We start from the raw sequence: 23,791 nt of genomic DNA, 5'->3' as shown, positions 1-23,791 counted from the left end.
CGCCTGCTCGCCGGAGTCGATCGCGAGTGCGGCCGGCCCCGACGCGGACATCGTGTGCCTGGCCGACGCGATCGCCGATCCCGGTGCGGCCGGGGCATATTCGGCCGCGGGATATCAGCGCATCACCGCGCTGGCCGCCGAACTAAGCGCCCTGCGCGCCCACCTCGGCCATCCGCTCCCGGAGCTCGTGGCCGAGGTGCGCCGGGTGCTCGGCATCGACTGCGAGGTCCGGGCCGCGGCGGGGGTGGGAGCCGGCTGGGCCGGCACCGAGCACCTGGACGCGTTCGCCGACGTCGTCGCCGCCTACGCCGAACGCACCGACGCCGTCACCGGGCCGGGGGACGGATCGGCGGCCACGTCGGTGACCGGCCTGCTGGCCTACCTGGACGTGGCCGAGTCGGTCGAAAACGGCCTGGCGCCGGCACCATTGGCGGTCGCCCGCGACCGCGTCCAGGTGCTCACCGTGCACTCGGCGAAGGGGCTCGAATGGCAGGTGGTGGCGGTGGCGCACCTGTCCGGCGGCACCTTCCCGTCGACGGCGTCGAAGAGCACCTGGCTCACCGATGCCGCGGAGCTGCCGCCGCTGTTGCGAGGCGACCGCGCCGACGCCGGCATTTTGGGCATCCCGGTCATGGACACCTCGGACGTCACCAACCGAAAGCAGCTGTCGGACAAGATCTCCGAGCATCGCCGCCAGCTCGAGCAGCGGCGCATCGACGAGGAGCGGCGGCTGCTGTATGTCGCCATCACCCGCGCGGAGGACACCCTGCTGGTGTCCGGGCACCACTGGGGGGCCACCGGCATCAAGCCGCGCGGCCCGTCGGACTTCCTGTGCGAGATCAAGGCCGTCATCGACGATTCGGTCGCTGCCGGCGAACCCTGCGGAACGGTGGAGCACTGGGCGCCGTCACCCGCCGACGGCGAACCAAACCCGCTGCGCGACAACGTCGTCGAAGCCGTCTGGCCACCCGACCCGTTGTCCGGGCGGCGCAACGACGTCGAGCGCGGGGCGGCGCTGGTGGCTCGGGCGCTGCGCGCCGGCGCGACCGAAACCGGGGTCGACGTGGATGGCTGGGCCGCCGACGTCGACGCCCTGCTGGCCGAGCGTGCCAGGCTGGTGCAGCCGGCGCCGCGCACCCTGCCCGGCCAATTGTCCGTCAGCTCCCTGGTCGGCCTGGCGCGCGACCCGGAGGGCACGGCGCAGCGGTTGAGGCATCGGCTGCCGTCGCGCCCCGAACCGCATGCCTTGCTGGGCAATGCCTTTCACGCGTGGGTGCAGAAGTTCTACGGCGCCGAGTGCCTGTTCGATCTCGGCGACCTGCCCGGCGCGGCGGATTCCGATGTCGGCGACAGCACGGAATTGGCCGCATTGCAGGAGGCCTTCGCCGAATCACCCTGGGCCGCAAGAACACCCGTCGCCGTGGAGGTGCCGTTCGAAATGCCGATCGGCGACACCCTTGTGCGCGGGCGCATCGACGCGGTCTTCGCCGACCCCGACGGCGGCGCCACCGTGGTCGACTGGAAAACCGGTGAACCGCCGCGCGGGCCCGAAGCGATGCGGCAGGCCGCCGTCCAGCTCGCGGTGTATCGCTCGGCCTGGGCGGCGCTGGCCGGTGTGCCCGAATCGTCGGTGCGCACCGCCTTCTATTACGTGCGCGCCCGCACCACGGTGATCCCCGATGCACTGCCGGGCGACGCCGAGGTCGCGGACCTGCTGTCGGCTCCGAGTATTGGGGAAGCTGTGGCCGTGGTTACATAAGACCCGTGCGTGTCGCGTGCGCAGAAGTGCAGCCGGTGACGGGCCGCCGTGGGCAACGGTAGGTCCCGAAAGCTGAGCGGTCTGGACGAAACCCTGACCGCTCAGCGCGGTCACCAGCTGATCGGCGTGGTGCGCATCCCCGAAGATCACGCGAGTCCCATCCGGGTCATCACCCGTCGCCTGGCCATCGCGCTGGTGGTGCTGTTGGCCGCGGCCGTCATCGTCTACCTGGACCGCAACGGGTACCGCGACGTGCGCAACCAACCGCTGACGTTTCTGGACTGCGTGTATTTCTCCGCGGTCTCGCTGTCGACGACCGGCTACGGCGACATCACGCCCTACACCGAGACCGCGCGCCTGGTGCACACCCTGATCTTCACCGCGCTGCGGATCGCGTTCCTGGCCGTGCTGGTCGGCACCACGCTCGAAGTGCTCTCCGAGCGGTCTCGCCAAGGGTGGAAGATTCAGCGTTGGAGGAGCAGAGTGCGCAACCACACCATCGTGATCGGCTACGGCACCAAGGGGAAGACGGCGGTCGCCGCCATCCTCGGTGACGAGACCGCCCAGGGCGACGTCGTCGTCGTCGACACCGATCGCGGCACCCTCGAGCACGCCGAAAGCGCGGGGCTGGTCACCCTGCACGGCGACGCCACCAAGGCCGATGTGCTGCGGCTGGCCGGCGCCCAGCACGCGGCGTCCATCGTGGTGGCCACCAGCCGCGACGACACCGCGGTGCTGGTGACGCTGACGGCGCGCGAGCTGGCACCCAACGCCAAGATCGTCGCCTCGATCCGGGAGACGGAGAATCAGCACCTGCTGCAGCAGTCCGGAGCGGACTCGGTGGTGGTCTCCTCGGCCACCGCGGGCCGGCTCCTGGGGCTGGCCACCACCACGCCCAGCGTCGTGGAGATGATCGAGGACCTGCTGACCCCCGACGTCGGGCTGGCCATCGCCGAGCGTGAGGTGGAGCAGACCGAGGTCGGCGGATCGCCACGGCACCTGCGCGACACCGTGCTCGGCGTGGTCCGCGACGGCCGGCTGCTGCGCATCGGCGCACCCGAGGTGGATGCCATCGAGGCCAACGACCGGCTGCTCTACATCCGAAACGCCGACCACTGATGGCGATCGCGGACTTCCAGCTGCGCAGCGTGCCGTTGCTGTCGCGCGTCGGCGCCGACCGCGCCGATCAGCTGCGCACCGACGTCGAGGCCGCCACCGCCGGCTGGGCGGAGGCGGCGCTGCTGCGGGTGGATTCGCGCAACCAGGTGCTGGCCGCCAACGGCCGCGTGGTGCTCGGCGCCGCGGCCGAAGTGGGCGACAAGCCGCCGCCGGAGGCGGTGTTTCTGGGTCGCCTGGAGGACGGCCGGCACGTCTGGGGGATCCGCGGCGCGCTGCAAGCCCCGGACGATCCGGGCGCGCACGCCGAGGTGGTGAACCTGCGCAGCCTCGGCCCGATCTTCGATGACACCAGCAGCCAGCTGGTGTCCGCGGCCGTCGCGCTGCTGAATTGGCACGAGAAGGCGCGGTACAGCCCCGAGGACGGTTCGCCGACGCGGCCGGCCCGGGCGGGATGGGCACGCGTCAACCCGGTCACCGGTCACGAGGAGTTCCCGCGCATCGACCCGGCGGTGATCTGCCTGGTCCACGACGGCGGTGACCGCGCGGTGCTGGCCCGCCAGGCGGTGTGGCCGGAGCGGATGTTCTCGCTGCTGGCCGGATTCGTCGAGGCCGGTGAATCCTTCGAGGTATGCGTCGCCCGCGAGATCCGCGAGGAGATCGGCCTAACCGTGCGCGACGTGCGCTACCTGGGCAGCCAGCCCTGGCCGTTCCCGCGCTCGCTGATGGTGGGCTTCCACGCCGTCGGCGACCCGGCCGAAGAGTTCTCCTTCAACGACGGCGAGATCGCCGAGGCGGCCTGGTTCACCCGCGAGGAGGTGCGGGCCGCGCTGGCGGCGGGGGACTGGTCGAGCTCGTCGGAGTCGAAACTGCTGCTGCCGGGGTCGATCTCGATCGCCCGGGTGATCATCGAATCCTGGGCCGCGATCGACTGAGGGCTAGCTGCCGGCCTCGGCCAGCTTGGCCTTCACCTGGGCGGCGCTCGGGTTGGTCAGCGTCGACCCGTCTGCGAACTTGACCGTCGGGACCGTCCTGTTGCCGCCGTTGACCGAGCTGACGAAGTCTGCGGCCGCCGCGTCGTGCTCGATGTCGACCGCCTCGTAGGGGATCCCGTTGGACTTGAGCACCGTCATGAGCCGGTGGCAGTAACCACACCAGGAGGTCGTGTAGACGGTGAGCGGCGCAGAGGTCATGGTTGGTTAACGTAGCTTGGCGACGATGCATTCCGCGCCGGGGGTGTTCGGGCGACACGCCGGGCCGCCGATCAAGGTGTGGCGATGCGCGGGGTTTGTCACCGAGCGCTGCCAAGATGGACGCCATGCCGACGGTCGCCGATCCCTTGACAGCCGGGCTGGACGACGAGCAGCGCGAAGCCGTGCTGGCTCCCCGCGGCCCGGTCTGCGTGCTCGCCGGCGCCGGAACGGGAAAGACGCGCACCATCACCCACCGGATCGCGCAGCTGATCGCCAGCGGTCACGTCGCGGCCGGGCAGGTGCTGGCCGTCACCTTCACCCAGCGGGCGGCGGGGGAGATGCGCTCGAGGCTGCGGATGATCGACGCCGCGGCGGGCGCGGGCACCACCGTCGGCGCGGTCTCGGCCCTGACGTTCCACGCGGCCGCCCACCGGCAGCTGCGGTATTTCTGGCCGCGGGTGGTCGGCGACACCGGCTGGCAGCTGCTGGACAGCAAATTCGCCGTCGTCGCCCGGGCGGCCGCCCGCGCCCGGATCAACGTCGGCACCGACGACGTGCGCGACCTCGCCGGCGAGATCGAGTGGGCCAAGGCCTCGCTGATCGGCCCGGAGGAATACCCGGCCGCCGTTGCCGACGCCGCGCGCGACATCCCGCTGGACGCCGCGCGGGTCGCCACCGTCTACGCCGCCTACGAGGCGCTCAAGGTCCGCGACGAGAACGTCACCCTGCTCGATTTCGACGACCTGTTGCTGCACACCGCGGCCGCGATCGAAAACGATGCCGCGGTGGCCGAAGAGTTCCGCGACCGGTACCGCTGCTTCGTCGTCGACGAATATCAGGACGTCACCCCGTTGCAGCAGCGGGTGCTGACGGCGTGGCTGGGCGATCGCGACGACCTGACCGTGGTGGGCGACGCCAACCAGACCATCTACTCGTTCACCGGCGCCTCGCCGCGGTTCCTGCTCGACTTCTCCCGCCGGTTCCCCGACGCCACCGTGGTGCGCCTGGAACGCGACTACCGCTCCACCCCGCAGGTGGTGTCGCTGGCCAACCAGGTGATCGCCGCGGCGCGCGGCCGCGTCGCCGGCAGCAAGCTGCACCTGGTGGGCCAGCGGGCCCCCGGTCCGGCGCCCTCGTTTAGCGAGCATCCCGACGAACCCGCCGAGGCCGCCGCGGTCGCGGCGTCGATCAAGCGGCTCATCGAATCCGGTACCCCGGCGTCCGAGATCGCGGTGCTCTACCGCGTCAACGCGCAATCGGAGATCTACGAGGAGGCGTTGACCGAGGCCGGCATCGCCTATCAGGTTCGCGGTGGCGAGGGGTTCTTCAACCGGCAGGAGATCAAGCAGGCCCTGCTGGCGCTGCAGCGGGCCTCGGAACGCGCCACCGAGGACGCCGGGGGGCCGCTCCCCGACGTGGTGCGCTCGGTGCTGGAACCGCTGGGGCTCACCGCCGAGGAACCGGTGGGCGCCCGGGCCCGCGAGCGCTGGGAAGCGTTGACCGCCTTGGCCGAACTGGTGGACGACGAAGTCGCGCAGCGTCCGCAGCTCGACTTTCCCGGGCTGATGGCCGAACTCCGGATGCGCGCCGACTCCCGGCACCCACCGGTGGTGCAGGGCGTCGCGCTGGCCTCGCTGCACGCCGCCAAGGGGCTCGAGTGGGACGCGGTGTTCTTGGTCGGGTTGGCCGACGGCACGCTGCCCATCTCGCACGCGCTGGCGCACGGCGCCGACAGCGAAGCGGTCGAGGAGGAACGCCGGCTGCTCTACGTCGGAATCACTAGGGCCAGAACGCATTTGGCGCTCAGCTGGGCGCTGGCCCGCAGCCCGGGCGGTCGCCAGGGGCGCAAGCCCTCGCGGTTCCTCAACGGCATCGCGCCCCAGGCGCGGGCCGACGCCGCGCCGAACAAGTCTCGGCGCACCCGCGGCACCGCGACCCGCTGCCGGATCTGCAACAACAACCTGACCACCCCGGCCGCCGTCATGCTGCGGCGCTGCGAGACCTGCGCCGCCGACATCGACGAGGACCTGTTGCTGCGGCTCAAGGCCTGGCGGCTGGACGTCGCCAAGGAGCAGAAGGTGCCCGCCTACGTCGTCTTCACCGACAACACGCTGATCGCCATCGCCGAGCTGCTGCCCGGTGACGAAGAGGCGCTCATCGCGATCCCGGGCATCGGCTCCCGCAAGCTGGAACAGTACGGGCCCGACGTGCTGGAGTTGGTGCGCAGCCGCTGACCGGCTAAACCCGCAGGTCAGAAAATCGGTTGTGGTCTGCGGCGGTGACCGTTTACCCTCGAATCGCACAACTCGGCACCACGGATGTCGGCACATGGAAGGGGGTGGCCACGATGATCAACGACGCTTTCGGTGTAGGCGTGGCCCGCGCGGCGCTCGACGCTGCTACCTCCCACGCCGCACACGCCGCCACGGCGGCCGCGCGTAAGCATCGCGCCGCCGCCGCGACCGACGCGTCCGTACAAGTCGGGGGCCCACCGAAGGCAAGCTAAGCACCAGCCCGGTTTTCTCCCCAGATGGCCACGGACCCGAAGTCACAGGATCCGTGGCCATAGTTGTTGAGCGACAACTTCTTGACCTGGTCCGGATCCCCAACGGATAGCAACCCAGATCAGGAAGTAGGTGGTAGGACATGTCGGCATCGACGGTCCCCAGACAAGCCCTGCCGTGTCACGCCGGCGATCCCGACCTGTGGTTCGCCGACACCCCGGCCGATCTCGAGCGGGCCAAGACGTTGTGCGGCAGCTGCCCGGTCCGGCGCCAGTGCCTGGCGGCCGCGCTGGAACGGGCCGAACCCTGGGGTGTGTGGGGCGGCGAGATCATCGACCGCGGGTCGGTCCTGAGCTTCAAACGGCCCCGCGGGCGTCCGCGCAAAGACGGACGGCGAGACGGAGCCGCCGCCTAGGGCGCGGCGGCTAGATGACCGCGTTGTCGGGCTCGGCGAAGCCGGGCACCAGTTCCTCGGACAGCGCCTTGATCGGCACGTGGGCGTCGAGCTGGCAGAGGATGGCGGCCACCGACATGATCACCCGCATCGGGATGACCAGCTTGGGCGGCAGATCCATCTGCCGCGCCGTCCGGATCTGCGACACCGACCGGTCGATCTCGATGGCGGACATCTTCTGCAGCCACTTGCGGGTGTAGTGGAAGACCTCGACCTCGACGGGTTCGACGTACTGGCGCAGCATGTCGTCGATGTCGCGCACCGACACCTGCTGGCCCTTCTGGATGAAGCCGGCCTTCTCCATCGTCGGCAACAGCAGGTCGTAGTTCTTGTCGCGGGCCAGCCGGATGCTCATACCGAGCTCGATCGGCAGGCCGCCGGGCAGCGGTGCGACGGCACCGAAGTCGATCACGCCCATGCGGCCGTCGGGAAGCAGCATGAAGTTGCCCGGGTGGGCGTCGCCGTGCAGCATCTCGAGCCGGCGCGGCGCGTCGAAGGTGAGCTCGAGCAGCCGCGTGCCGATCAAGTCGCGCTGCTCGACGGTGCCGTGCCGGATGATCTCGGCCATCGGGGTGCCCTGCATCCATTCCTGGATGACCACCTTCGGCGCGCTGGCCACGACCCGCGGCACCGCGAAGTGCGGGTGGTCCTGGTAGGCCTTGGCGAAGGCGCGCTGATTCTCGGCCTCCAGCCGGTAGTCGAGCTCCATCTCGGTGCGCTCGATCAGCTCGTCGACCACGCCCTGGACGTCGGCGCCGGGCGCGAGCTGCTTGAACACCCCGACCAGGCGCTGCATGGTCTTGAGGTCGGCGCGCAGCGCCTCGTCGGCGCCCGGGTACTGGATCTTGACCGCGACCTCGCGGCCGTCGGACCACACGCCCTTGTGCACCTGGCCGATGCTGGCCGAGGCCACCGGGGTGTCGTCGAACGCGCTGAACCGCTCGCGCCACTTGGTGCCCAGCTGGGCGTCGAGCACCCGGTGCACCTTGCCGGCGGGCAGCGGCGGGGCGTCCTTTTGCAGCTTGGTCAGCGCTTCGCGGTAGGGCTCGCCGAACTCCTCGGGAATCGCGGCCTCGAGCACCGAGAGGGCCTGGCCCACCTTCATCGCGCCGCCCTTGAGCTCGCCGAGGACGGTGAACAGCTGGTGGGCGGCCTTCTCCAGCATCTCGGCCTGGACCTCGTCCCTGGACTTTCCGGTCAGCCGCTTACCGAATCCGATCGCCGCCCGGCCGGCGAACCCGACCGGAATGCTGGCCAGCTTCGCGTTACGCGCGGCACGGCCCCTTTTGATGTCTGCCACGTGTCCATCATCCATGATGGCCACCGCGATGTGGAGACAAGTCGACAACGCTCGTTGTCACATTTTGTAAGCGCAGGTCAACTGCCCTATTCGCCACCACTGGCCGGCGGCAACGCCAAGCGCCACAACGGAAGTAGCCGCGATTCAGCAGGAGCACAGGGGGTGTCTGACCCAGTGCCGCGTGACGATCGCACCGGAGTGCAGGTCGAATTCCAGGGTCGCGTTCAGCGTCTGGGGTGGTTCGGGACCTGCGGCGGCCTCCTGTCCGTGCACCGCCGCGATCACCCGGTTCACCTGAGAAAGCGCCAGCGCCGCCGTCGCCAGCACGGTGGCCCGATCGGCGACGCCGACGGTGTCGCGCAGCTGCGCGCAGATCGCCGGCCACGCCGCGTCGCGGTCCCGGCGGTGCAGGTCCGCACAGCCCAGGCAGCTGGTGACGCCGGGAATCACCAGCGGACCCACCAGGCCGATGCCGTCGCGCACCCGTACCAACAGATGGGCGACGCCCTGGCCGTGCAGATCGCGCACCATGCGCGGGTCGGCGACCAGGAAGTCCGACAACACCACCAGATCGACGTCGTGGGCCGACACAGCGGCGTGGGGTTGGCTGCTGTGCGCGATCCGGGCGCCCGAACAGCGCAACGCCTCCACTAGCAGCTCGGAGAGCGGCCCGCGGCCGTGGATCCGCACCGAGGCCGCCCGGCCTCGCGGCCGCCCGCATTCGGTGGCCACCCCGGCTCCGAGCAACTGCGCGACCAGGTTTCGCAGACCGTCGGCGTCGGTCAGCCCGCGCTCGAGCGCGCGGCGCTGCAATTCCGCCAGCGGGGTCGGTGACCACATCGACCGCAACAGGGTGGCGAGCTCGGCGGCGGCCAGGCCGCCCGGCGGACGGACCAGCACCGCGCGGCGGGGATCCCAGCCGACCTGGACCGCGCCGTCGGGCCGCAGCAGGACCGGCAGCGCCGGGTTCAGCGCATAGGTGGAAAGCGTGGCCTGGCAGGGCGAAGACACGGCGTCACTGTGGCACGCCGGAGGCGATGGGCCCGATCAGCTATCCACAGAGCCGCCGTCGGCGCCCGGCCCGTCGGGTCCCTGGCCCTCGCGCTCGAGTTTGGCGATGGCCTCGTCGATACCGCTGGTGTCGCCGCCGATGACCCGGTCGATGAAGCCCGCCGGCTCGTCGAGGTCCTCGGCGTCGGGCAGCAGATCGGGGTGTTGCCAGATGCCGTCACGCGTGTCGACGCCGGCGGCCTCCGTCAGGCGCTCCCAGAAGGCCGCGGCCTCACGCATCTTGCGGGGCCGCAGCTCCAGCCCGACCAGCGTCGCGAAGGTCTGCTCGGCCGGGCCGCTGCTGGCCCGGCGGCGGCGCATCGTCTCGCCCAGCGCGGCGGCGCCGGGAATCCGGTCGCCCAGCGCGCCGGCCACCACCACCTGCACCCAGCCCTCGATGAGGGCGAGCAGCGTCTCCAGGCGTTCCAGTGCCTGGGTCTGGGCCGGCGTCGCCTTCGGCTCGAAAACGCCCTGCCCGAGCAGGTTTTCGATGGCCGCCGGATCCGACAGCGACGCCGGATTGAAGTCGCGCGCCAGTTCCTCGATTCCGGACATGTCGATCTGCATGCCCATGGCGTACGCCTCGACGGCGCCGAGCAGCTGGCTCGACAGCCACGGCACGTGGCTGAACAGCCGGTGGTGGGCGGCCTCCCGCGCGGCCAAAAAGGTCAGGACCTCACTGCGCGGCCGCTCCAGACCGGTGGCGAACGATTCGACGGCGTCGGGCAGCACCGCCGCAATCCCCTTGGGCCCCAACGGTAAACCGATGTCGGTCGAGGTCAGCACCTCGCGGGACAGCCGGCCCAGCGCCTGCCCGAGCTGCGAGCCGAACGCCATGCCACCCATCTGCGACATCATCTGCAGCAGCGGGCCGGCCATGCTCTTGGCCTCCTCGGGCAGCGACGCGGCCCACACCGTCGAAATCTGTTGTGCCATCGGGTCACACAGCCGCTTCCAGGTCTCCAAGGTGTTGTCGACCCAGTCGCCGGGAGTCCAGCCCATCGCCTTGGTGGTGCCCGCCGGCAGCGCAGTGGATCCGTCCAGCCAGGTTTCGGCCAGGTGCACCGCGTCGGCGATCGCCGAGTTGGTGGTGTCCGGAATCGGCGCCACAAAGCCGATCGAATTCGTCGCGACGCGGCGCGCCAAGTCGTAATTGACCGGACCCGAGCCGGTTCCGCCGGGCCCGACAGTGCCCGCGCTGGAAAACATCTGGCCCAGTTGGGTGAAGATCTGCCCCAAGTCGCCCATGCCGAATTCGCCGCTCATGCCGAACGCGGCGAACGGGTCGGACGGGTTCGAGCCCGAGTTGGGATCTTTCTTCCCGTGTTTGTCGGGGTCGTCCCCAGAGTCTCCCGAAGAGAACCCGAAAGGCAGGTCAGCCATACCCTCAACGGTACTCACCGCTAGGTCAGGCGGCGCGACCTCGGGTCAGCTTGTAGCTGAACCCGCCGCACCGGGCGTCGTGGCTGAACACCGTGCCGCGGCCGCCGTCTAGTGTGATCGGCGTGAACAGGCGCATCCTGACCTTGGTGGTCGCGCTGGTGCCGATCGTGGTGTTCGGCGTGTTGCTGGCGGTGGTGACGGTGCCGTTCGTGTCGCTGGGGCCGGGCCCCACCTTCGACACGCTCGGTGAGGTCGACGGCAAGCAGGTGGTGGCGATCGAGGGCACCCAGACGCATCCGACCACCGGCCACCTCAATATGACGACGGTGTCCCAGCGCGACGACCTGACGCTGGGCGAGGCGCTGACGCTGTGGCTTTCGGACACCGAACAGCTGGTACCGCGCGACCTCATCTATCCGCCCGGTAAGTCGCGCGAGGAAGTGGACAAGGCCAACAACGCCGACTTCAAGCAATCCGAGGACAGCGCCGCCTATGCCGCCCTGGGCTACCTCAAGTACCCGGCCGCGGTCACCGTCGCCAAAGTCCCCGAGCCGGGGCCCTCGGCGGGCAAGCTCAAGACCGGTGACGCCATCGACGCGGTCAACGGCGTCCCGGTGGCCACCGTCGACGAATTCACCGGATTGCTCAAGAACACCAAGCCCGGCCAGGTGGTGACGATTGACTACCGCCGCAAGAACGAACCGGCCGGTGTGGCGCAGATCACCCTGGGCGCCAACAAGGACCGCGACTACGGCTTTCTGGGCGTCGCGGTGCTCGACGCCCCGTGGGCGCCGTTCACCGTCGACTTCAACCTCGCCAACGTGGGCGGGCCGTCGGCCGGGCTCATGTTCAGCCTCGCGGTGGTCGACAAGTTGACCACCGGGGACTTGGCCAAGTCGAATTTCATCGCCGGGACCGGCACCATCTCGTCCGACGGCAAGGTCGGCCAGATTGGCGGCATCACCCACAAGATGGTCGCCGCGCACGCGGCCGGGGCCACGGTGTTTCTGGTGCCGGCGAAGAACTGCTACGAGGCCAGCTCGGACAATCCGTCCGGCCTGCGATTGGTCAAGGTCGAGACGCTCGGGCAGGCAGTGGACGCGTTGCACGCGATCGGCTCGGGCGGGCAGGCGCCAAGCTGCTAGCGAAGCCGGGCGATCACGGGTTGTGCCATGCGTAGAGTTGTCACCGTCTAGCAATCGATCAGGGAGCGTAGCCAGTGGGGATGCGGCCCACCGCACGGATGCCGAAGCTGACTCGGCGTAGCCGGATTCTGATCCTGATCGCACTGGGTGTGATCGCGTTGCTGCTCGCGGGTCCGCGGCTGATCGACGCCTACGTCGACTGGCTGTGGTTCGGCGAGCTCGGCTATCGCTCGGTGTTCTCCACCGTGCTGGTCACGCGGTTCGTGGTGTTTTTGATCGCCGGGCTGTTGGTGGGCGGCATCGTGTTCGCCGGGCTGGCGGTGGCCTACCGCACCCGCCCGGTGTTCGTGCCGAGCAACGACAACGACCCGGTGGCGCGCTACCGCGTCCTGGTGCTGTCGCGGTTGCGACTGGTGAGCGCCGGAATTCCGGTGGCGATCGGCCTGCTGGCCGGCATCGTCGCCCAAAGCTATTGGGTGCGCATCCAACTGTTTTTGCACGGCGGCGATTTCGGCATCAAGGACCCGCAGTTCGGCAAGGACCTCGGCTTCTACGCGTTCGAGCTGCCGTTCTACCGGCTGCTGCTCAGCTACCTGTTCGTCGCGGTCTTCCTGGCCTTCGTGGCGAACCTGTTGGCCCACTATATTTTTGGCGGCATCCGGCTGTCCGGCCGCGCCGGGGCGCTGAGCCGATCGGCGCGCATCCAGCTGGTCACCCTGGTCGGGGTGCTGGTGCTGCTCAAGGCCTTCGCCTACTGGTTGGACCGCTATGAGTTGTTGTCGCATACCCGCGGGGGCAAGCCCTTCACCGGCGCCGGGTACACCGACATCAACGCGGTGCTGCCGGCGAAGCTGATCCTGATGGCCATCGCGCTCATCTGCGCCGGCGCGGTGTTCTCGGCGATCGTGCTGCGCGATCTGCGGATTCCCGCGATCGGTCTGGTCCTGTTGCTGCTCTCGTCACTGATCGTGGGGGCGGGATGGCCGCTGATCGTCGAGCAGATCAGCGTCAAACCCAATGCCGCGCAAAAGGAAAGCGAATACATCAGCCGCAGCATCGCCGCGACTCGGCAAGCCTATGGCCTGACGTCCGACCAGGTCACCTACCGCAACTACACCGGCGACGCGCAGGCCACCGCCCAGCAGGTCGCCGACGACCGGGCCACCACGTCGAACATCCGGCTGCTGGACCCGACGATCGTCAGCCCGGCGTTCACCCAATTCCAGCAGGGCAAGAACTTCTACTACTTCCGCGACCAGCTCTCCATCGACCGCTACCAGGACCGCAACGGCGCGTTGCGTGACTACGTCGTGGCGGCCCGCGAGCTCAACCCCGACCGGCTGATCGACAACCAGCGCGACTGGATCAACCGGCACACCGTGTACACCCACGGCAACGGCTTCATCGCGTCGCCGGCCAACACCGTGCGCGGAATCGCCAACGACCCCAACCAGAACGGCGGCTACCCCGAATTTCTGGTCAACGTCGTCGGCGCCAACGGCGGCGTGGTGTCCGACGGTCCGGCGCAGCTCGACCAGCCGCGCGTCTATTTCGGGCCGGTCATCGCGAACACGTCGGCCGACTACGCGATCGTCGGGCGCAACGGCACCGATCGCGAATACGACTACGAGACCAGCAACGAGACCAAGAACTACACCTACACCGGGCTCGGCGGCGTCCCGATCGGCGACTGGCTGTCGCGCAGCGTGTTCGCCGCGAAATTCGCCGAGCGAAACTTCTTGTTCTCCAACGTGATCGGCTCGAACAGCAAGATCCTGTTCAACCGTGACCCGGCGCGGCGGGTGGAGGCGGTGGCGCCGTGGCTGACCACCGACAGCGCCGTGTACCCGGCGATCGTCAACAAGCGACTGGTGTGGATCATCGACGGCTACACCACGCTGGACAACTACCCGTATTCCGAACTCACGTCGCTGGAGTCGGCGACCGCGGACTCCAACGAGGTGGCGTTCAACAGGCTGGCACCCGACAAGCGGGTCTCCTACATCCGCAACTCGGTCAAGGCGACCGTGGACGCCTACGACGGCACGGTCAGCCTGTACCAGCAGGACGAACAGGACCCGGTGCTCAAGGCGTGGATGCGGGTCTTCCCGGGCACGGTCAAGCCGAAGAGCGACATCAGCCCCGAGCTGGCCGAGCACCTGCGCTATCCCGAGGACCTGTTCAAGGTGCAGCGGATGCTGCTGGCCAAGTATCACGTCAACGATCCGGTGACGTTCTTCTCCACGTCGGACTTCTGGGATGTGCCGCTTGATCCGAACCCGACGGCCAGCAGCTACCAGCCGCCGTACTACATCGTGGCGAAAAACATTGCGAAGAACGACAATACGGCGTCGTATCAGCTCACCAGCGCGATGAACCGGTTCAAGCGTGACTATCTGGCCGCCTACATCAGCGCCAGCTCCGACCCGGCGACCTACGGCAGGATCACCGTGCTGACCATCCCGGGTCAGGTCAACGGTCCGAAGCTGGCCAACAATGCGATCACCACCGATCCGGCGGTGTCCCAGGACCTCGGTGTGATCGGGCGCGACAACCAGAACCGGATCCGGTGGGGGAATCTGCTCACCCTGCCCGTGGGCCAGGGCGGGTTGCTCTATGTCGAACCGGTGTACGCCTCGCCGGGCGCCAGCGACGCGGCGTCGTCGTATCCGCGGCTCATCCGGGTGGCGATGATGTACAACGACAAGATCGGATACGGCCCGACCGTACGTGACGCCCTGACCGGGCTGTTCGGTCCGGGCGCGGGCGCGGCGGCGACGGGCATCCAGCCCACCGAGTCCGGCACTCCCGCCGCCAGTCCGCCGGCCAACACGCCGGCACCGGCCGTCACGCCCGGATCGCCGCCGCCCGTGGCAGCGCCGCCGGTCTCCGACGGGTCGGTGACGCTGTCGCCGGCGAAAGCGGCCGTCCTGCAAGAGATTCAGGCGGCCATCGGCGCGGCGAAAGACGCGCAGAAGAAGGGCGATTTCGCCGGCTACGGTGCGGCGCTGCAGCGGCTGGACGACGCGATCACCAAGTACAACAACACGAAATAGCTTTCAGGCGTAGGCCGTTCGGAACCTGTCCCGGTAGGCCTTTGGGCTGATGCCCAGGTGATTGACGAACACCCGTCGCAGGGTTTCGATGCTGCCGAAGCCGGCCAGGCCCGCGGTCTCGGTCACCGATCGGCCGGATTCCAGCGCGTTGCGGGCGAAATCGATCCGGACCAGTTCGACGTAGCGCGCCGGGCTCATCCCGAGCTCGGCCTGGAAGAGCCGGGTCAACTGGCGGGTGCTCAGGGACGCCAGCGCCGCAAGCCTTTTGAGACTGTAGTCGGCGCCGGGGTCGGCCGCGATCGCGTCGGTGACCGGGCGCAGGGGCGACTGCGGCGGGGGATCGGCCTCGACCAACACCGAGAATTGTGACTGGCCGCCCGCGCGTTTGAGGTAGACGACCAGCCACCTGGCCACGTCGCGGACCAGCTCGGTCCCGTAATCCATTTCGACCAGCGCCAGCGCCAGGTCGATGCCCGACGAAATCCCCGCCGAGGTGAAGATGTCGCCGTCGCGGACGAAGATCGCGTCCGGCTCGACGGTGATATCGGGAAACGCCCGGGCCAGCAACCGGGTGTCGTGCCAGTGCGTGGTGGCGCGCCGGCCGCTGAGCACCCCCGCCTGCGCGAGGATGAACGAGCCCGTGCAGATCGACGCCAGGCGCCGGGTCCGGGCCGACACCGATCGCATGGCCTCGACCAGGGCGGGGTCGATGGGCCCTGCGGGCAGGTTGTCACTGCCGGCGACCAGGACGGTATCGGCGGACTCGATCGCCGCGATGCTGTCGGTCACGCCCAGCCGGGCCCCGATCGAGCTGGTCACGTCGCGTCCGTCGAGCGAGGCGATCTTGACCTGGTAGTCGGCGCCGAACCGGTTGGCCTCGACGAACACCTCACCCGCGCCGGCCACATCCAACAGCGTCACCCCGTCGAATACGACGATGACCACCACCCGCGTACTCGCCTTGGCGTCGCTCACGCAGCCATTGTGTCGCGTTCTGTGGGGAGGACGGCCAGAACGGCCACGGTCGATCCGTCCCCACCGCCGCACACTCATAGCAACGGTCACCACGAAGGAGATGAGGACTATGACCACCAGCTCAATCGATACCGTCGCCGGCATCGATGTCCCCGACACCGCGCTGGCGCGCGAGGCCACCGAGTTCATCCGCGACACCGAGGACGAGTTGCTGTTCAACCACTCCCGGCGGGTGTTCTTCTTCGGCGCGCTGCAGGGCCTGCGCCGCGGCCTGAAGCCGGACGCGGAGCTGCTGTACGTCGCGGCGATGTTTCACGACCTGGGTCTGACCGAGCGTTACCGCGGCTCGGCCGTCCGCTTCGAGGTCGACGGTGCCGACGCCGCCCGGGACTTCTTGACGGCCCACGGCGTCGACAGGGCCGAAGCCGACAAGGTGTGGCTCGGCATCGCCTTGCACACCACCCCCGGCGTGCCCGAGTTCATGGCCCCCGAGGTCGCCTTGCTGCAGGCCGGCGTGGAGGTCGACGTGGTCGGCGTCGGGCGCGAGCAGCTCGACCCCGAGGCGCTGGCCGCGGTGACCGCCGCGCACCCGCGGCATGAGTTCAAGCAGCGCATCCTGGCGGCGTTCAACGACGGCATGAAGCACCGGCCGCGGACCACCGCCGGCACCATGAACGCCGACGTGCTGGCGCACTTCGATCCCGCCTTCGAGCGCGTCGACTTCGTCGACCTGATCCTGCACAACCGCTGGCCCGAGTAGCGGAAGGAGCGCAACAATGGACATTTACGAAGGCCTCTACACCACCCGGATGATGCGGCGGCTGCGCCCGGACCCGATCCCGCTGGACACCCAGGCCCGCATCCTCGATGCGGCCGTGCGCGCCCCGAACGGGGGCAACACCCAGCGTTGGCACTTCGTGGCCGTGGACGATCGGGAACTCATCGCCAAGTTTGCCCACCTGTTCCGCAAGGCCCGCGCCGTCGAATACGAAAAGTTCAGCGCGGGAACGGGACCGATGGTGGCGACGGCGCCTGGAGCGGATCCGGAAGCTCACGCCGAAACGATGCGCCGAATGAAGGGCTCGGGCAATTACCTGGCCGACCATTTCGAAGAGATCCCCCTGCTGCTGTTCGTCTACGCCATCGATGACCTTGGCGGCGCCAACATCTACCCGGCGATCTGGAGTGCGTTGCTCGCCGCCCGTGCCGAGGGCGTCGGCGGCGTCATGACGATGGTGCTGCGCAACTTCGAGGACGAGGTGAATGAACTCCTGGGAGTCCCGGTCGAGCAGGGCTGGAAGATGTCGGCCATGCTCACCCTGGGCTACCCGTTGGGCAGGTGGGGCGTCGCGGCCAATCGCCATCCCGTGCAAGAGGTTTCGTCCCGCAACGGCTGGGACAAGCCGTTTGGCATCGAAGTGCCGCAGCCGCTGTGGCCGCCGCGCGACGAGATGACGGCCGACCTGGCCGAGGCGGGCTGAATAGGCCTTGCGGCGCAACGGATTTGCGAGGAAGGTAGTTGCATGAGTGGTTCAGATCCAATCGGTGTCACCGTGGTGCAGCCGGGGGAGGGCGATGTCGTCACCCTCCCGGGGTTCGGGGTGGTGTTCAAGCTGTCCGGCAGGACCAATGGCGGCGAGGTGTCCATCGTCGAGCATCCGTTCGCCGTCGGCCTGCTCACCGCGGCGCACCGCCACACCCGCGAGGACGAGCATTCGATCGTGCTGGCCGGCGAGATCGGCTTCCGTTCCGACGACAGCGAAGTGGTCCTGGGTCCCGGCGGATACATCACCAAGCCGCGCGGGCAGATGCATGCGATGTGGAATGCCGGCAGCGAGCCGGGCCGCATCATCGAGGTCATCACCCCGGGCGGATTCGAGAATTACTTCCGCGAATTGGGCGAGCTGCTCCTCGAGCACGACCGGGATCCGGCCGGCAAGCCCCTGCACGAGTTGCCCGAGTTCGGCGAGCTCGCCGACAAATACGGGCTGACGTACGGGTCCCCGGAGTGGATGGACGACATCGCGCAGCGATACGGGCTGAACCCGCCATCGCACTGAGCATTCGCGGTTGCGACGGCCGCTGACCGCGCGATTTGGTCGCCGAGAGACCGGTTCGGTAACCTGGCATTCACCAACGCGGGGTGGAGCAGCTCGGTAGCTCGCTGGGCTCATAACCCAGAGGTCGCAGGTTCGAATCCTGTCCCCGCTACCAGGTAAAACGGCTCCCGGAGATTTGTCCGGGGGCCGTTTTCATGCCCGGTGAGACGTTCGCGCGCAAGGCGGGCGCCGTTCGCCGATGAGCCCTCTCCGGAAGTCCGGCGATCATGGCCGGCGGGGCGATGGCTTATCTTTACCTGCATCTGTCCATCGGTACCGCGAGTTGTCGGAGGAGATCCCACATGCGCAGCTTCAAGGTGGCGGCGTTCGCGACGGTCCTCGTTCTCTTTGGCTCCGCTGGCGTCGCCGCTGCCGCGCCGCCCAAGGATTACTGCGCGGATCTCAAAGGTGCCAACACGGGCCAGGCGTGCGAAATCCACATGGCTGACGTCGGCTACAACGTCGACATCAGCTTCCCGGCCAACTACCCCGACGAGAAGTCCATCGCCGACTTCATTGCCAAGCAGCGCGACGATTTCCTCAACGTCGCCAAATCCTCCGCATCCCGCGATCAGCCCTCCCAGCTGACCATTTCGGCGACGAATTACGGGTCGGCGATACCGCCGCGCGGCACCGAGGCCGTGGTGTTGAAGGTCGTTCAGAACGTCGGCGCACACCCCCAGACGACCTACAAGTCCTTCAATTGGGACCAGACGTACCGCAAGGCGATTGTGTGGACCGCAGCGTCAGACGACAAGAACAACACGCCCTTGTGGCGCGTCGACGACCCGCTGACGACCGTCGCGCCCATCGTGCAGAGCGAGCTGCAGAAGCAGACTGCGCCGCCGGCGGGCCAGGCGCCGACCGCGCCGCCGGCGAACCAGACGCAGACCACGTCGCCGGCGAACCAGGCGCCGACCGCGCCGCCCGTGACCATCGCGCCGGCCGTCCTCTACGACCCGGCGAACTATCAGAATTTCGCCGTCACCAACGACGGTGTGATCTTCTTTTTCGACCAGGGTCATATGCTGCCCGACGCGGCGGGTGCCCCTCAGGTGTTGGTACCGCGCTCCGCGATCGACCCCATGCTCGCTTAACGAGCGCAACGCAGGTTCGAGACCTCTCCCCGCTGGGCTCGGGTGGTGGCGCGGCGCGCCACCACCCTGCCGCGACCGCACTAACCGGCTGCGACGCCGAGCGGTGGCTCGACGCTGGCCGTGGGAAGGCATCCGCTCGCTGTGACGGCGGTGAAGGCGAGGATCGCCGCAACGACGACCTTGGTGGCTAGACGCGACATGGCAGCTCCATTCATCCGGCCCCCTGGCAGGACTCTAGAGCGATCCGGCCAATATTTCAATGACTATTGAAATATTGTTGGTTTGCGGGCAGGGTAGAAGGTGCCCGTTCGAAGTGCGTGAGAAGGTGGCAATTGACGTCGAAAGTTCCGCCGGCCAAGGTAGCGCGAGCCGTTGAACGCGCCCGCCACCACTTGACGGGTCTGCGCCAACGCTTTGCTCCGCCCGCGGTGGTGATGCTGGAGACGACCCTGAACGGATGGGTCGCTCAGGCGGTCGCGACCGCCGCGGATCTTGGAGTGGCAGACGCCCTCGCGGATGGTCCGTTGTCTGGGGAGCAGTTGGCGGGCCGGGTCGGCGCCGACACCGCCGCGCTGCGGCGACTGCTGCGCGCGGATCGGCGTCGGCATTTTCCGGCGACGCAGAGACGGCCGTTACGCCCTCAATCCGCTCGCCGAAACGCTGCGGACCGACGCGCCGGTGTGATGGCCGGGATGGCAAAGGTGGGTCGGGTCGCCTCAGCATCGCGAGCACTGGAGCCACCTGACCGAAGCAATTCGGACCGGGAAACCGGTGATTCCAGAGCTTCGCGGCAAAACGGTCTTCGAGTACCTGGCTGGCGAGGCGAAGCTCGGCCGGATTTTCAACTCCGCCATGACCAATCTGTCCGAATTCTCCATCGCGCCCCTGACGGCGGCGTATGACTTCAGTACCTTCGCGACGATCGTCGATGTGGTGGCGGCCACGGTCGGTTGCTGGCCGCCATTCAGCGGCTCCGAATTCGCGCGGCGTGCTGTTCGATCTCCCGGAGGTGGTGGCGTGCGCTCCAGAGTTGTTGCGCGAGAACGGTGTCCATGACCGCGTCCGGATCGAGCAGGGCTCATTCTTCGATTCCGCGCCGGCCGGCGGTGACGCGTATGTGCTCAAAAACGTAATCCATGACTGGCCCGAGGATGACGCGGTGCGCATCTTGAACAACGTCCGCAGCGCGGCTCGCACCGGCGCGCGAATTCTGCTCTGCGAGTTCGTTATTCCCGACCACGATCGCGACTTCCACGGCAAGTGGGTGGATATCGAGATGTTGGTCGTCGCCGGCGCGCGCGAACGCATCGCCCAAGAGTACGACCGGCTGTTCGGTCAAGCCGGTTTCCGGTTGAACCGCGTCGTCGAAACCGTGTCGCCGCTCAATATCCTCGAGGCGACCGCAGTGTAGCCGCGGGGCCCGTGGTCTGGGCGGCCCGGGTTTTACTGGGCGGCAGGTCCAACCCCAGCTCGTCGGCGGGGATGGTCAAGGATCGGTGCACTGCGGGACCGACGAGCGCGACCACCTCATCGACTCCGAGCGATGACAGGGGCGGCACACGCATGATGTAGCGCAACATCGCGGTGCCGACGAGGCTGGTGGCGGCCAGCATCGCACGCAGTCGCGCTTCGTCGCCGCCGCCCAGAGCGTTGGCCACGGCAGTGAGCAGATAGTCGTGCAGAAAACCGCGAAACGCCTCGTTGGCATCGCTGTTCGACGTCGCCGACTGCACCATCGAGGCCATGCTGGCGGCCGTATCGGGCCGCTCCCAAATGCCGAGGTAGGCCCGCACCACGCGGCGTCCTACATCGTCGTCCTTCTCGGCGAGTTCGTTCGTCAACAGGTTCGCCGGCAGCACCAGCTTCATCGACTCCCGAAACAATTCCGCCTTCGAGCCGAAGAGGTACAGCACCATCGAAGGATCGACCCGCGCATCGTCGGCAATCGCTCGCAGCGTCGTCTTGTCATAGCCGCGCTTGGCGAACTGCTGCTTCGCAGCGTGCAGGACCGCGTCGCGCGATACCGGTCCGCCCTGGCGCCTGCCTCGTCGCTTCGTCGTATTCCCAGGTGGCGGCACGTGCGAACCCTATCATTTCAACCCATAGTGAAAAGGTTGGCCACGGTTTGCTGCCCAACGGCAGGACTAAGTGCAGGCGCCCGCCTATCGCGGCAGCACGTCCTCGATGGCGCTGACGACCTCGGGGGCGTTGGGCTCGGTGCGGGGCCGGAACCGCCGCACCACCTTGCCGTCGGGCGCGACCAGGAATTTCTCGAAGTTCCATTGGATGTCGCCGGCCTCGCCAGCGGAATCGGCGGCCTTGGTCAGCTCGGCGTAGAGCGGGTGACGGTCGTCGCCGTTGACGTCGGTCTTGGCCAGCAGCGGGAACGTCACGCCGTAGGTCGTCGAACAGAACTCCTGGATCTCCTCGGCCGTGCCCGGCTCCTGTCCCATGAACTGGTTGCAGGGAACGCCGACGACGGTCAGGCCGCGATCGCGGTAGTCCTCGGCCAGCTTTTCCAGCGCCGTGTACTGCGGCGTCAGCCCGCATTTGGAGGCTACGTTGACGACCAGCGTTGCGCCGTCGGACAATTCGGCCAGCGTGGTGGGCCGGCCGTCGAGGGTGGTCAGGGGGATGTTTTTCAGTGTCACGTAGACGACGCTAACGCACGTCAGAGCCAGCCGGTGCGGGCGGCGGCGACCGGCTCGGCGGGGGCCGGGGCCAATTCGCCGTTGCGCACGCCGTCGAGCAACCGTTTCACCGCGGCGACGATCTCCGGAGCGGCGGCCGCGAGCCCGGCCGTGTCGGCTTCGCTGACCTCGTCCGCGTCGACGCCGGCGCGGGCCAGCACGGCGGCCGGGTCGGCCAGCTGGTCGGACAGCCAGGTCAGCGGGTCGGCGGACAGCTCGGGCACGAAGTGCCGGCGGCTGGGTTCCCAGCCGTTGAACTGCGGGTGGTGATGGGCGCGGTCCAGGGTCCCGGGCGGGCTCTCGGTGGACCCGAACAGGTCCACCCGCCACACCGGGCGGGTGAAGGCGAACGGGACGCCGGCGTAGATCGAGCCTTGCGGCTCGGCCCGCTCGACGAGGCGCAGTTCCAGTCTGACTCCGCGCTCCGGGGTCTCCTGACCCTCGAGCGGGGACGGGTCGATGAAGTACATGTCCCCGACGACCACGCCCAGGGATTCGAATCCGAACGCTGCCAGCATCGCGCACCTTTCTTTGTCCTCATCGCGATCCTCATCGAGCGTAGACCGCGCGCTCACTACGACGGCTCAGTCGGCGGACAGATCGCGGGAGCGCTTGTTGGCATACATGTGCTCGTCGGCCAGCCGCATGAGGTCCCGCTCGCCGACGGCGATCCCGGCGCTGAAGCCGACCGGTTCGCCATCCTGAGCCCAGCGGTCGCGCAGCCGATCGAGGATCCGCTCGGCCTCGGCGCGCTCGGCACCGACCAGCAGCACCAGGAACTCGTCGCCGCCGATGCGAAAAGCGGTGCCCGCCTCGCCGACCGACCAGCGCAGCGCGTCGGCGAAGGACACCAACAGCTCGTCGCCGGCCCCGTGGCCGTGGGTGTCGTTGTAGCGCTTGAAGTTGTCGAGGTCGATGAGGACGACGGCCGAGCCGCTGGCATGCGCCGACAGCTGGGGTCCGAGGGTGCTCCGGTCGAGCAGCTGGGTCAGCGCGTCGGTGTGCGCGATCTGCCGCAGCAGCGCGCTCTGCTCTTCCAGCCGGGCGATGAGCCATGCCGGCACCTCGGCGACGATCACCCACATGGCTACCGCCAGCACCACGGTGGTGAACGCGCCCGGAAGAACCTTGGCGCCGCCGACGACGAACGCCGCGACGCCGAGCGGCACGAAGGCCAGCGATCGCCATCGCGGGCAGGTCAGACCGATGTAGGCGAACGTGATCGTGACGGTGCCGGGAAAATCCAGGGTGACCCGCGGATCGATCGCTCCGGCCAGCGTGGTGACGATCAACGACGCGACCGGCCAGCCGGCCAGCAGGGCCCGACGGTCTTGCCAGCCGCGAAGCGTCCCCAGCCAACCAACGGCTCCGGCCGCAACACCCGACCCGGCGAGAAGGCAGAACAGCCGCGGGTCGACTCCGCCGGCCACGCGTGCCTCCACCGCATACATAATGAGCAAGCACAGAAAAGCGATCAGACCGATCGCGTGCCAGCGCCCGACCGACGGCTGCGAGGCGACACGCCTGGACATCTGCCAAGGATAAGGTCGTGGCCGCCCGGCGAGGCCATGGCTGGGTGACTTTTCGGCGCCCGCCGAATTTGTGAACGGCGGTTCGCACAAGGTCGGCCGCCGCGGTACATTCACTGGACTCGTTATTGCACAATTGTCGGAGCCCCTGGCAAAGGCAGGGGAGGGATTTGTCGCCGCGCCGGCAGGCTCGGCGCGGACGTGAGGGGCGGCGGCGGTCTTGTCGACAAAAACAGGTCCCGGCTCGCCCATGCAGATCAACTCGCAACGGATCCCGCCGTACAAGTGGATCGCCGTCGCCGTGCTAGTCGTGTGCGTTCTGATTTTGGCCTTGGTGTACGGGCAGTTTCGCGGCGCCTTCACCGAAAAGACCGAGCTGACGATGTTGGCCGCGCGGGCTGGTTTGGTGATGGATCCGGGTTCGAAGGTGACCTACAACGG

At 68.5% G+C, this 23,791-nt stretch carries 22 protein-coding genes, 1 tRNA gene and 2 pseudogenes; 16 read left to right on the top strand and 9 right to left on the bottom strand.

The features are described from left to right. The 3 genes from DQP57_RS22035 to nudC all read left to right on the top strand — a co-directional run. Positions 1-1,759, top strand: a 1,759-nt coding sequence (locus tag DQP57_RS22035; RefSeq protein ID WP_133259291.1) for a 3'-5' exonuclease, incomplete at its 5' end; no start/stop codon positions are given. A 48-nt stretch (positions 1,760-1,807) separates the two neighbouring features. Further along, positions 1,808-2,878, top strand: coding sequence for a potassium channel family protein (locus DQP57_RS22030; protein WP_112634766.1), 1,071 nt, complete (start codon positions 1,808-1,810; stop codon positions 2,876-2,878). Next, complete coding sequence (gene nudC, locus DQP57_RS22025) at positions 2,878-3,810, top strand: NAD(+) diphosphatase (protein WP_112634765.1); 933 nt, start codon at positions 2,878-2,880, stop codon at positions 3,808-3,810. The genes DQP57_RS22030 and nudC overlap by 1 nt, the downstream gene beginning before the upstream one ends. A 3-nt stretch (positions 3,811-3,813) precedes the next feature. Here nudC and mrx1 read toward each other — a convergent pair whose 3' ends face one another. Then, a complete protein-coding gene (gene mrx1 / locus DQP57_RS22020; RefSeq protein ID WP_112634764.1) occupies positions 3,814-4,068 on the bottom strand; it encodes a mycoredoxin Mrx1 in 255 nt (84 codons plus the stop codon). A 125-nt stretch (positions 4,069-4,193) separates the two neighbouring features. Here mrx1 and DQP57_RS22015 point away from each other — a divergent pair, with 125 nt between their 5' ends. Both DQP57_RS22015 and DQP57_RS22005 read left to right on the top strand, forming a co-directional pair. Then, positions 4,194-6,302 carry an ATP-dependent DNA helicase UvrD2 gene (locus tag DQP57_RS22015; protein ID WP_165821871.1) on the top strand — a complete coding sequence of 703 codons (2,109 nt, stop codon included), beginning with the start codon at positions 4,194-4,196 and terminating at the stop codon, positions 6,300-6,302. Between the two features lie 412 nt (positions 6,303-6,714). Beyond that, positions 6,715-6,987, top strand: coding sequence for a WhiB family transcriptional regulator (locus tag DQP57_RS22005; protein ID WP_112634761.1), 273 nt, complete (start codon positions 6,715-6,717; stop codon positions 6,985-6,987). A 10-nt stretch (positions 6,988-6,997) separates the two neighbouring features. On the opposite strand, the gene DQP57_RS22000 is transcribed toward DQP57_RS22005, so the two are convergent. The 3 genes from DQP57_RS22000 to DQP57_RS21990 form a co-directional block, all read right to left on the bottom strand. Continuing rightward, on the bottom strand, positions 6,998-8,341 hold the full coding sequence (locus DQP57_RS22000; RefSeq protein ID WP_112634767.1) for a macrolide-binding ATPase MABP-1: 1,344 nt from the start codon (positions 8,339-8,341) through the stop codon (positions 6,998-7,000). 129 nt (positions 8,342-8,470) lie between these two features. After that, on the bottom strand, positions 8,471-9,337 hold the full coding sequence (locus DQP57_RS21995) for a cyclodehydratase (RefSeq protein WP_112634760.1): 867 nt from the start codon (positions 9,335-9,337) through the stop codon (positions 8,471-8,473). A gap of 36 nt (positions 9,338-9,373) precedes the next feature. Next, the gene (locus DQP57_RS21990) at positions 9,374-10,777 is read right to left on the bottom strand and encodes a zinc-dependent metalloprotease (RefSeq protein ID WP_165821870.1); all 1,404 of its coding nucleotides are present in this window, start codon (positions 10,775-10,777) and stop codon (positions 9,374-9,376) included. A gap of 104 nt (positions 10,778-10,881) precedes the next feature. Between DQP57_RS21990 and DQP57_RS21985 the strand changes: the two genes are divergently transcribed. Both DQP57_RS21985 and DQP57_RS21980 read left to right on the top strand, forming a co-directional pair. Continuing rightward, a complete protein-coding gene (locus DQP57_RS21985; RefSeq protein WP_112634758.1) occupies positions 10,882-11,904 on the top strand; it encodes a YlbL family protein in 1,023 nt (340 codons plus the stop codon). Positions 11,905-11,978: 74 nt separating this feature from the next. Next, positions 11,979-14,960, top strand: coding sequence for a UPF0182 family protein (locus tag DQP57_RS21980; protein ID WP_112634757.1), 2,982 nt, complete (start codon positions 11,979-11,981; stop codon positions 14,958-14,960). A gap of 3 nt (positions 14,961-14,963) precedes the next feature. Here the strand turns inward: DQP57_RS21980 and DQP57_RS21975 are convergent, their stop codons facing one another. Then, positions 14,964-15,908 (bottom strand): GlxA family transcriptional regulator, encoded by a 945-nt coding sequence (locus tag DQP57_RS21975; protein WP_112634756.1) that lies wholly within the window; start codon positions 15,906-15,908, stop codon positions 14,964-14,966. A 136-nt stretch (positions 15,909-16,044) separates the two neighbouring features. Between DQP57_RS21975 and DQP57_RS21970 the strand changes: the two genes are divergently transcribed. The 8 genes and pseudogenes from DQP57_RS21970 (at position 16,045) to DQP57_RS27675 (ending at position 20,542) form a co-directional block, all read left to right on the top strand. Then, on the top strand, positions 16,045-16,695 hold the full coding sequence (locus tag DQP57_RS21970) for an HD domain-containing protein (protein ID WP_112634755.1): 651 nt from the start codon (positions 16,045-16,047) through the stop codon (positions 16,693-16,695). Between the two features lie 16 nt (positions 16,696-16,711). Beyond that, entirely contained in the window at positions 16,712-17,416 is a 705-nt protein-coding gene (locus DQP57_RS21965; RefSeq protein ID WP_112634754.1) for a nitroreductase family protein, read from the top strand. 42 nt (positions 17,417-17,458) lie between these two features. Further along, positions 17,459-17,995 carry a cupin domain-containing protein gene (locus DQP57_RS21960; protein WP_112634753.1) on the top strand — a complete coding sequence of 179 codons (537 nt, stop codon included), beginning with the start codon at positions 17,459-17,461 and terminating at the stop codon, positions 17,993-17,995. Positions 17,996-18,072: 77 nt separating this feature from the next. Further along, positions 18,073-18,149 (top strand) — tRNA-Met (locus DQP57_RS21955). A 187-nt stretch (positions 18,150-18,336) separates the two neighbouring features. Continuing rightward, a complete protein-coding gene (locus tag DQP57_RS21950; protein WP_112634752.1) occupies positions 18,337-19,131 on the top strand; it encodes an RsiV family protein in 795 nt (264 codons plus the stop codon). Positions 19,132-19,565: 434 nt separating this feature from the next. After that, a pseudogene (locus tag DQP57_RS27685) lies at positions 19,566-19,664 on the top strand (hypothetical protein); the annotation flags it as partial. A gap of 238 nt (positions 19,665-19,902) precedes the next feature. Continuing rightward, the gene (locus DQP57_RS27680) at positions 19,903-20,187 is read left to right on the top strand and encodes a hypothetical protein (protein WP_430919964.1); all 285 of its coding nucleotides are present in this window, start codon (positions 19,903-19,905) and stop codon (positions 20,185-20,187) included. Then, positions 20,120-20,542, top strand: coding sequence for a methyltransferase (locus tag DQP57_RS27675; protein WP_430919962.1), 423 nt, complete (start codon positions 20,120-20,122; stop codon positions 20,540-20,542). Before DQP57_RS27680 ends, DQP57_RS27675 begins: the two co-directional genes overlap by 68 nt. On the opposite strand, the gene DQP57_RS21940 is transcribed toward DQP57_RS27675, so the two are convergent. From DQP57_RS21940 to DQP57_RS21925, 4 genes are all read right to left on the bottom strand, one after another. Next, positions 20,514-21,209, bottom strand: a complete 696-nt coding sequence (locus tag DQP57_RS21940) for a TetR family transcriptional regulator (protein ID WP_112634751.1) — start codon at positions 21,207-21,209, stop codon at positions 20,514-20,516. The two genes, DQP57_RS27675 and DQP57_RS21940, sit on opposite strands and share 29 nt — an antisense overlap. A gap of 84 nt (positions 21,210-21,293) precedes the next feature. Further along, positions 21,294-21,782 (bottom strand): glutathione peroxidase, encoded by a 489-nt coding sequence (locus DQP57_RS21935; protein ID WP_112634750.1) that lies wholly within the window; start codon positions 21,780-21,782, stop codon positions 21,294-21,296. Positions 21,783-21,802: 20 nt separating this feature from the next. Then, entirely contained in the window at positions 21,803-22,339 is a 537-nt protein-coding gene (locus DQP57_RS21930; protein ID WP_112634749.1) for a hypothetical protein, read from the bottom strand. Between the two features lie 66 nt (positions 22,340-22,405). Next, entirely contained in the window at positions 22,406-23,353 is a 948-nt protein-coding gene (locus tag DQP57_RS21925; RefSeq protein ID WP_112634748.1) for a GGDEF domain-containing protein, read from the bottom strand. A 247-nt stretch (positions 23,354-23,600) separates the two neighbouring features. Here DQP57_RS21925 and DQP57_RS21920 point away from each other — a divergent pair. Next, positions 23,601-23,791 (top strand): annotated as a pseudogene (locus DQP57_RS21920) (MCE-family protein MCE1A); the annotation flags it as partial.

It is taken from the genome of Mycobacterium colombiense, from assembly GCF_003284935.1.
In the GTDB taxonomy this organism is placed as follows: domain Bacteria; phylum Actinomycetota; class Actinomycetes; order Mycobacteriales; family Mycobacteriaceae; genus Mycobacterium; species Mycobacterium arosiense_A.
This window is presented reverse-complemented; position numbering and strand designations above follow the sequence as displayed.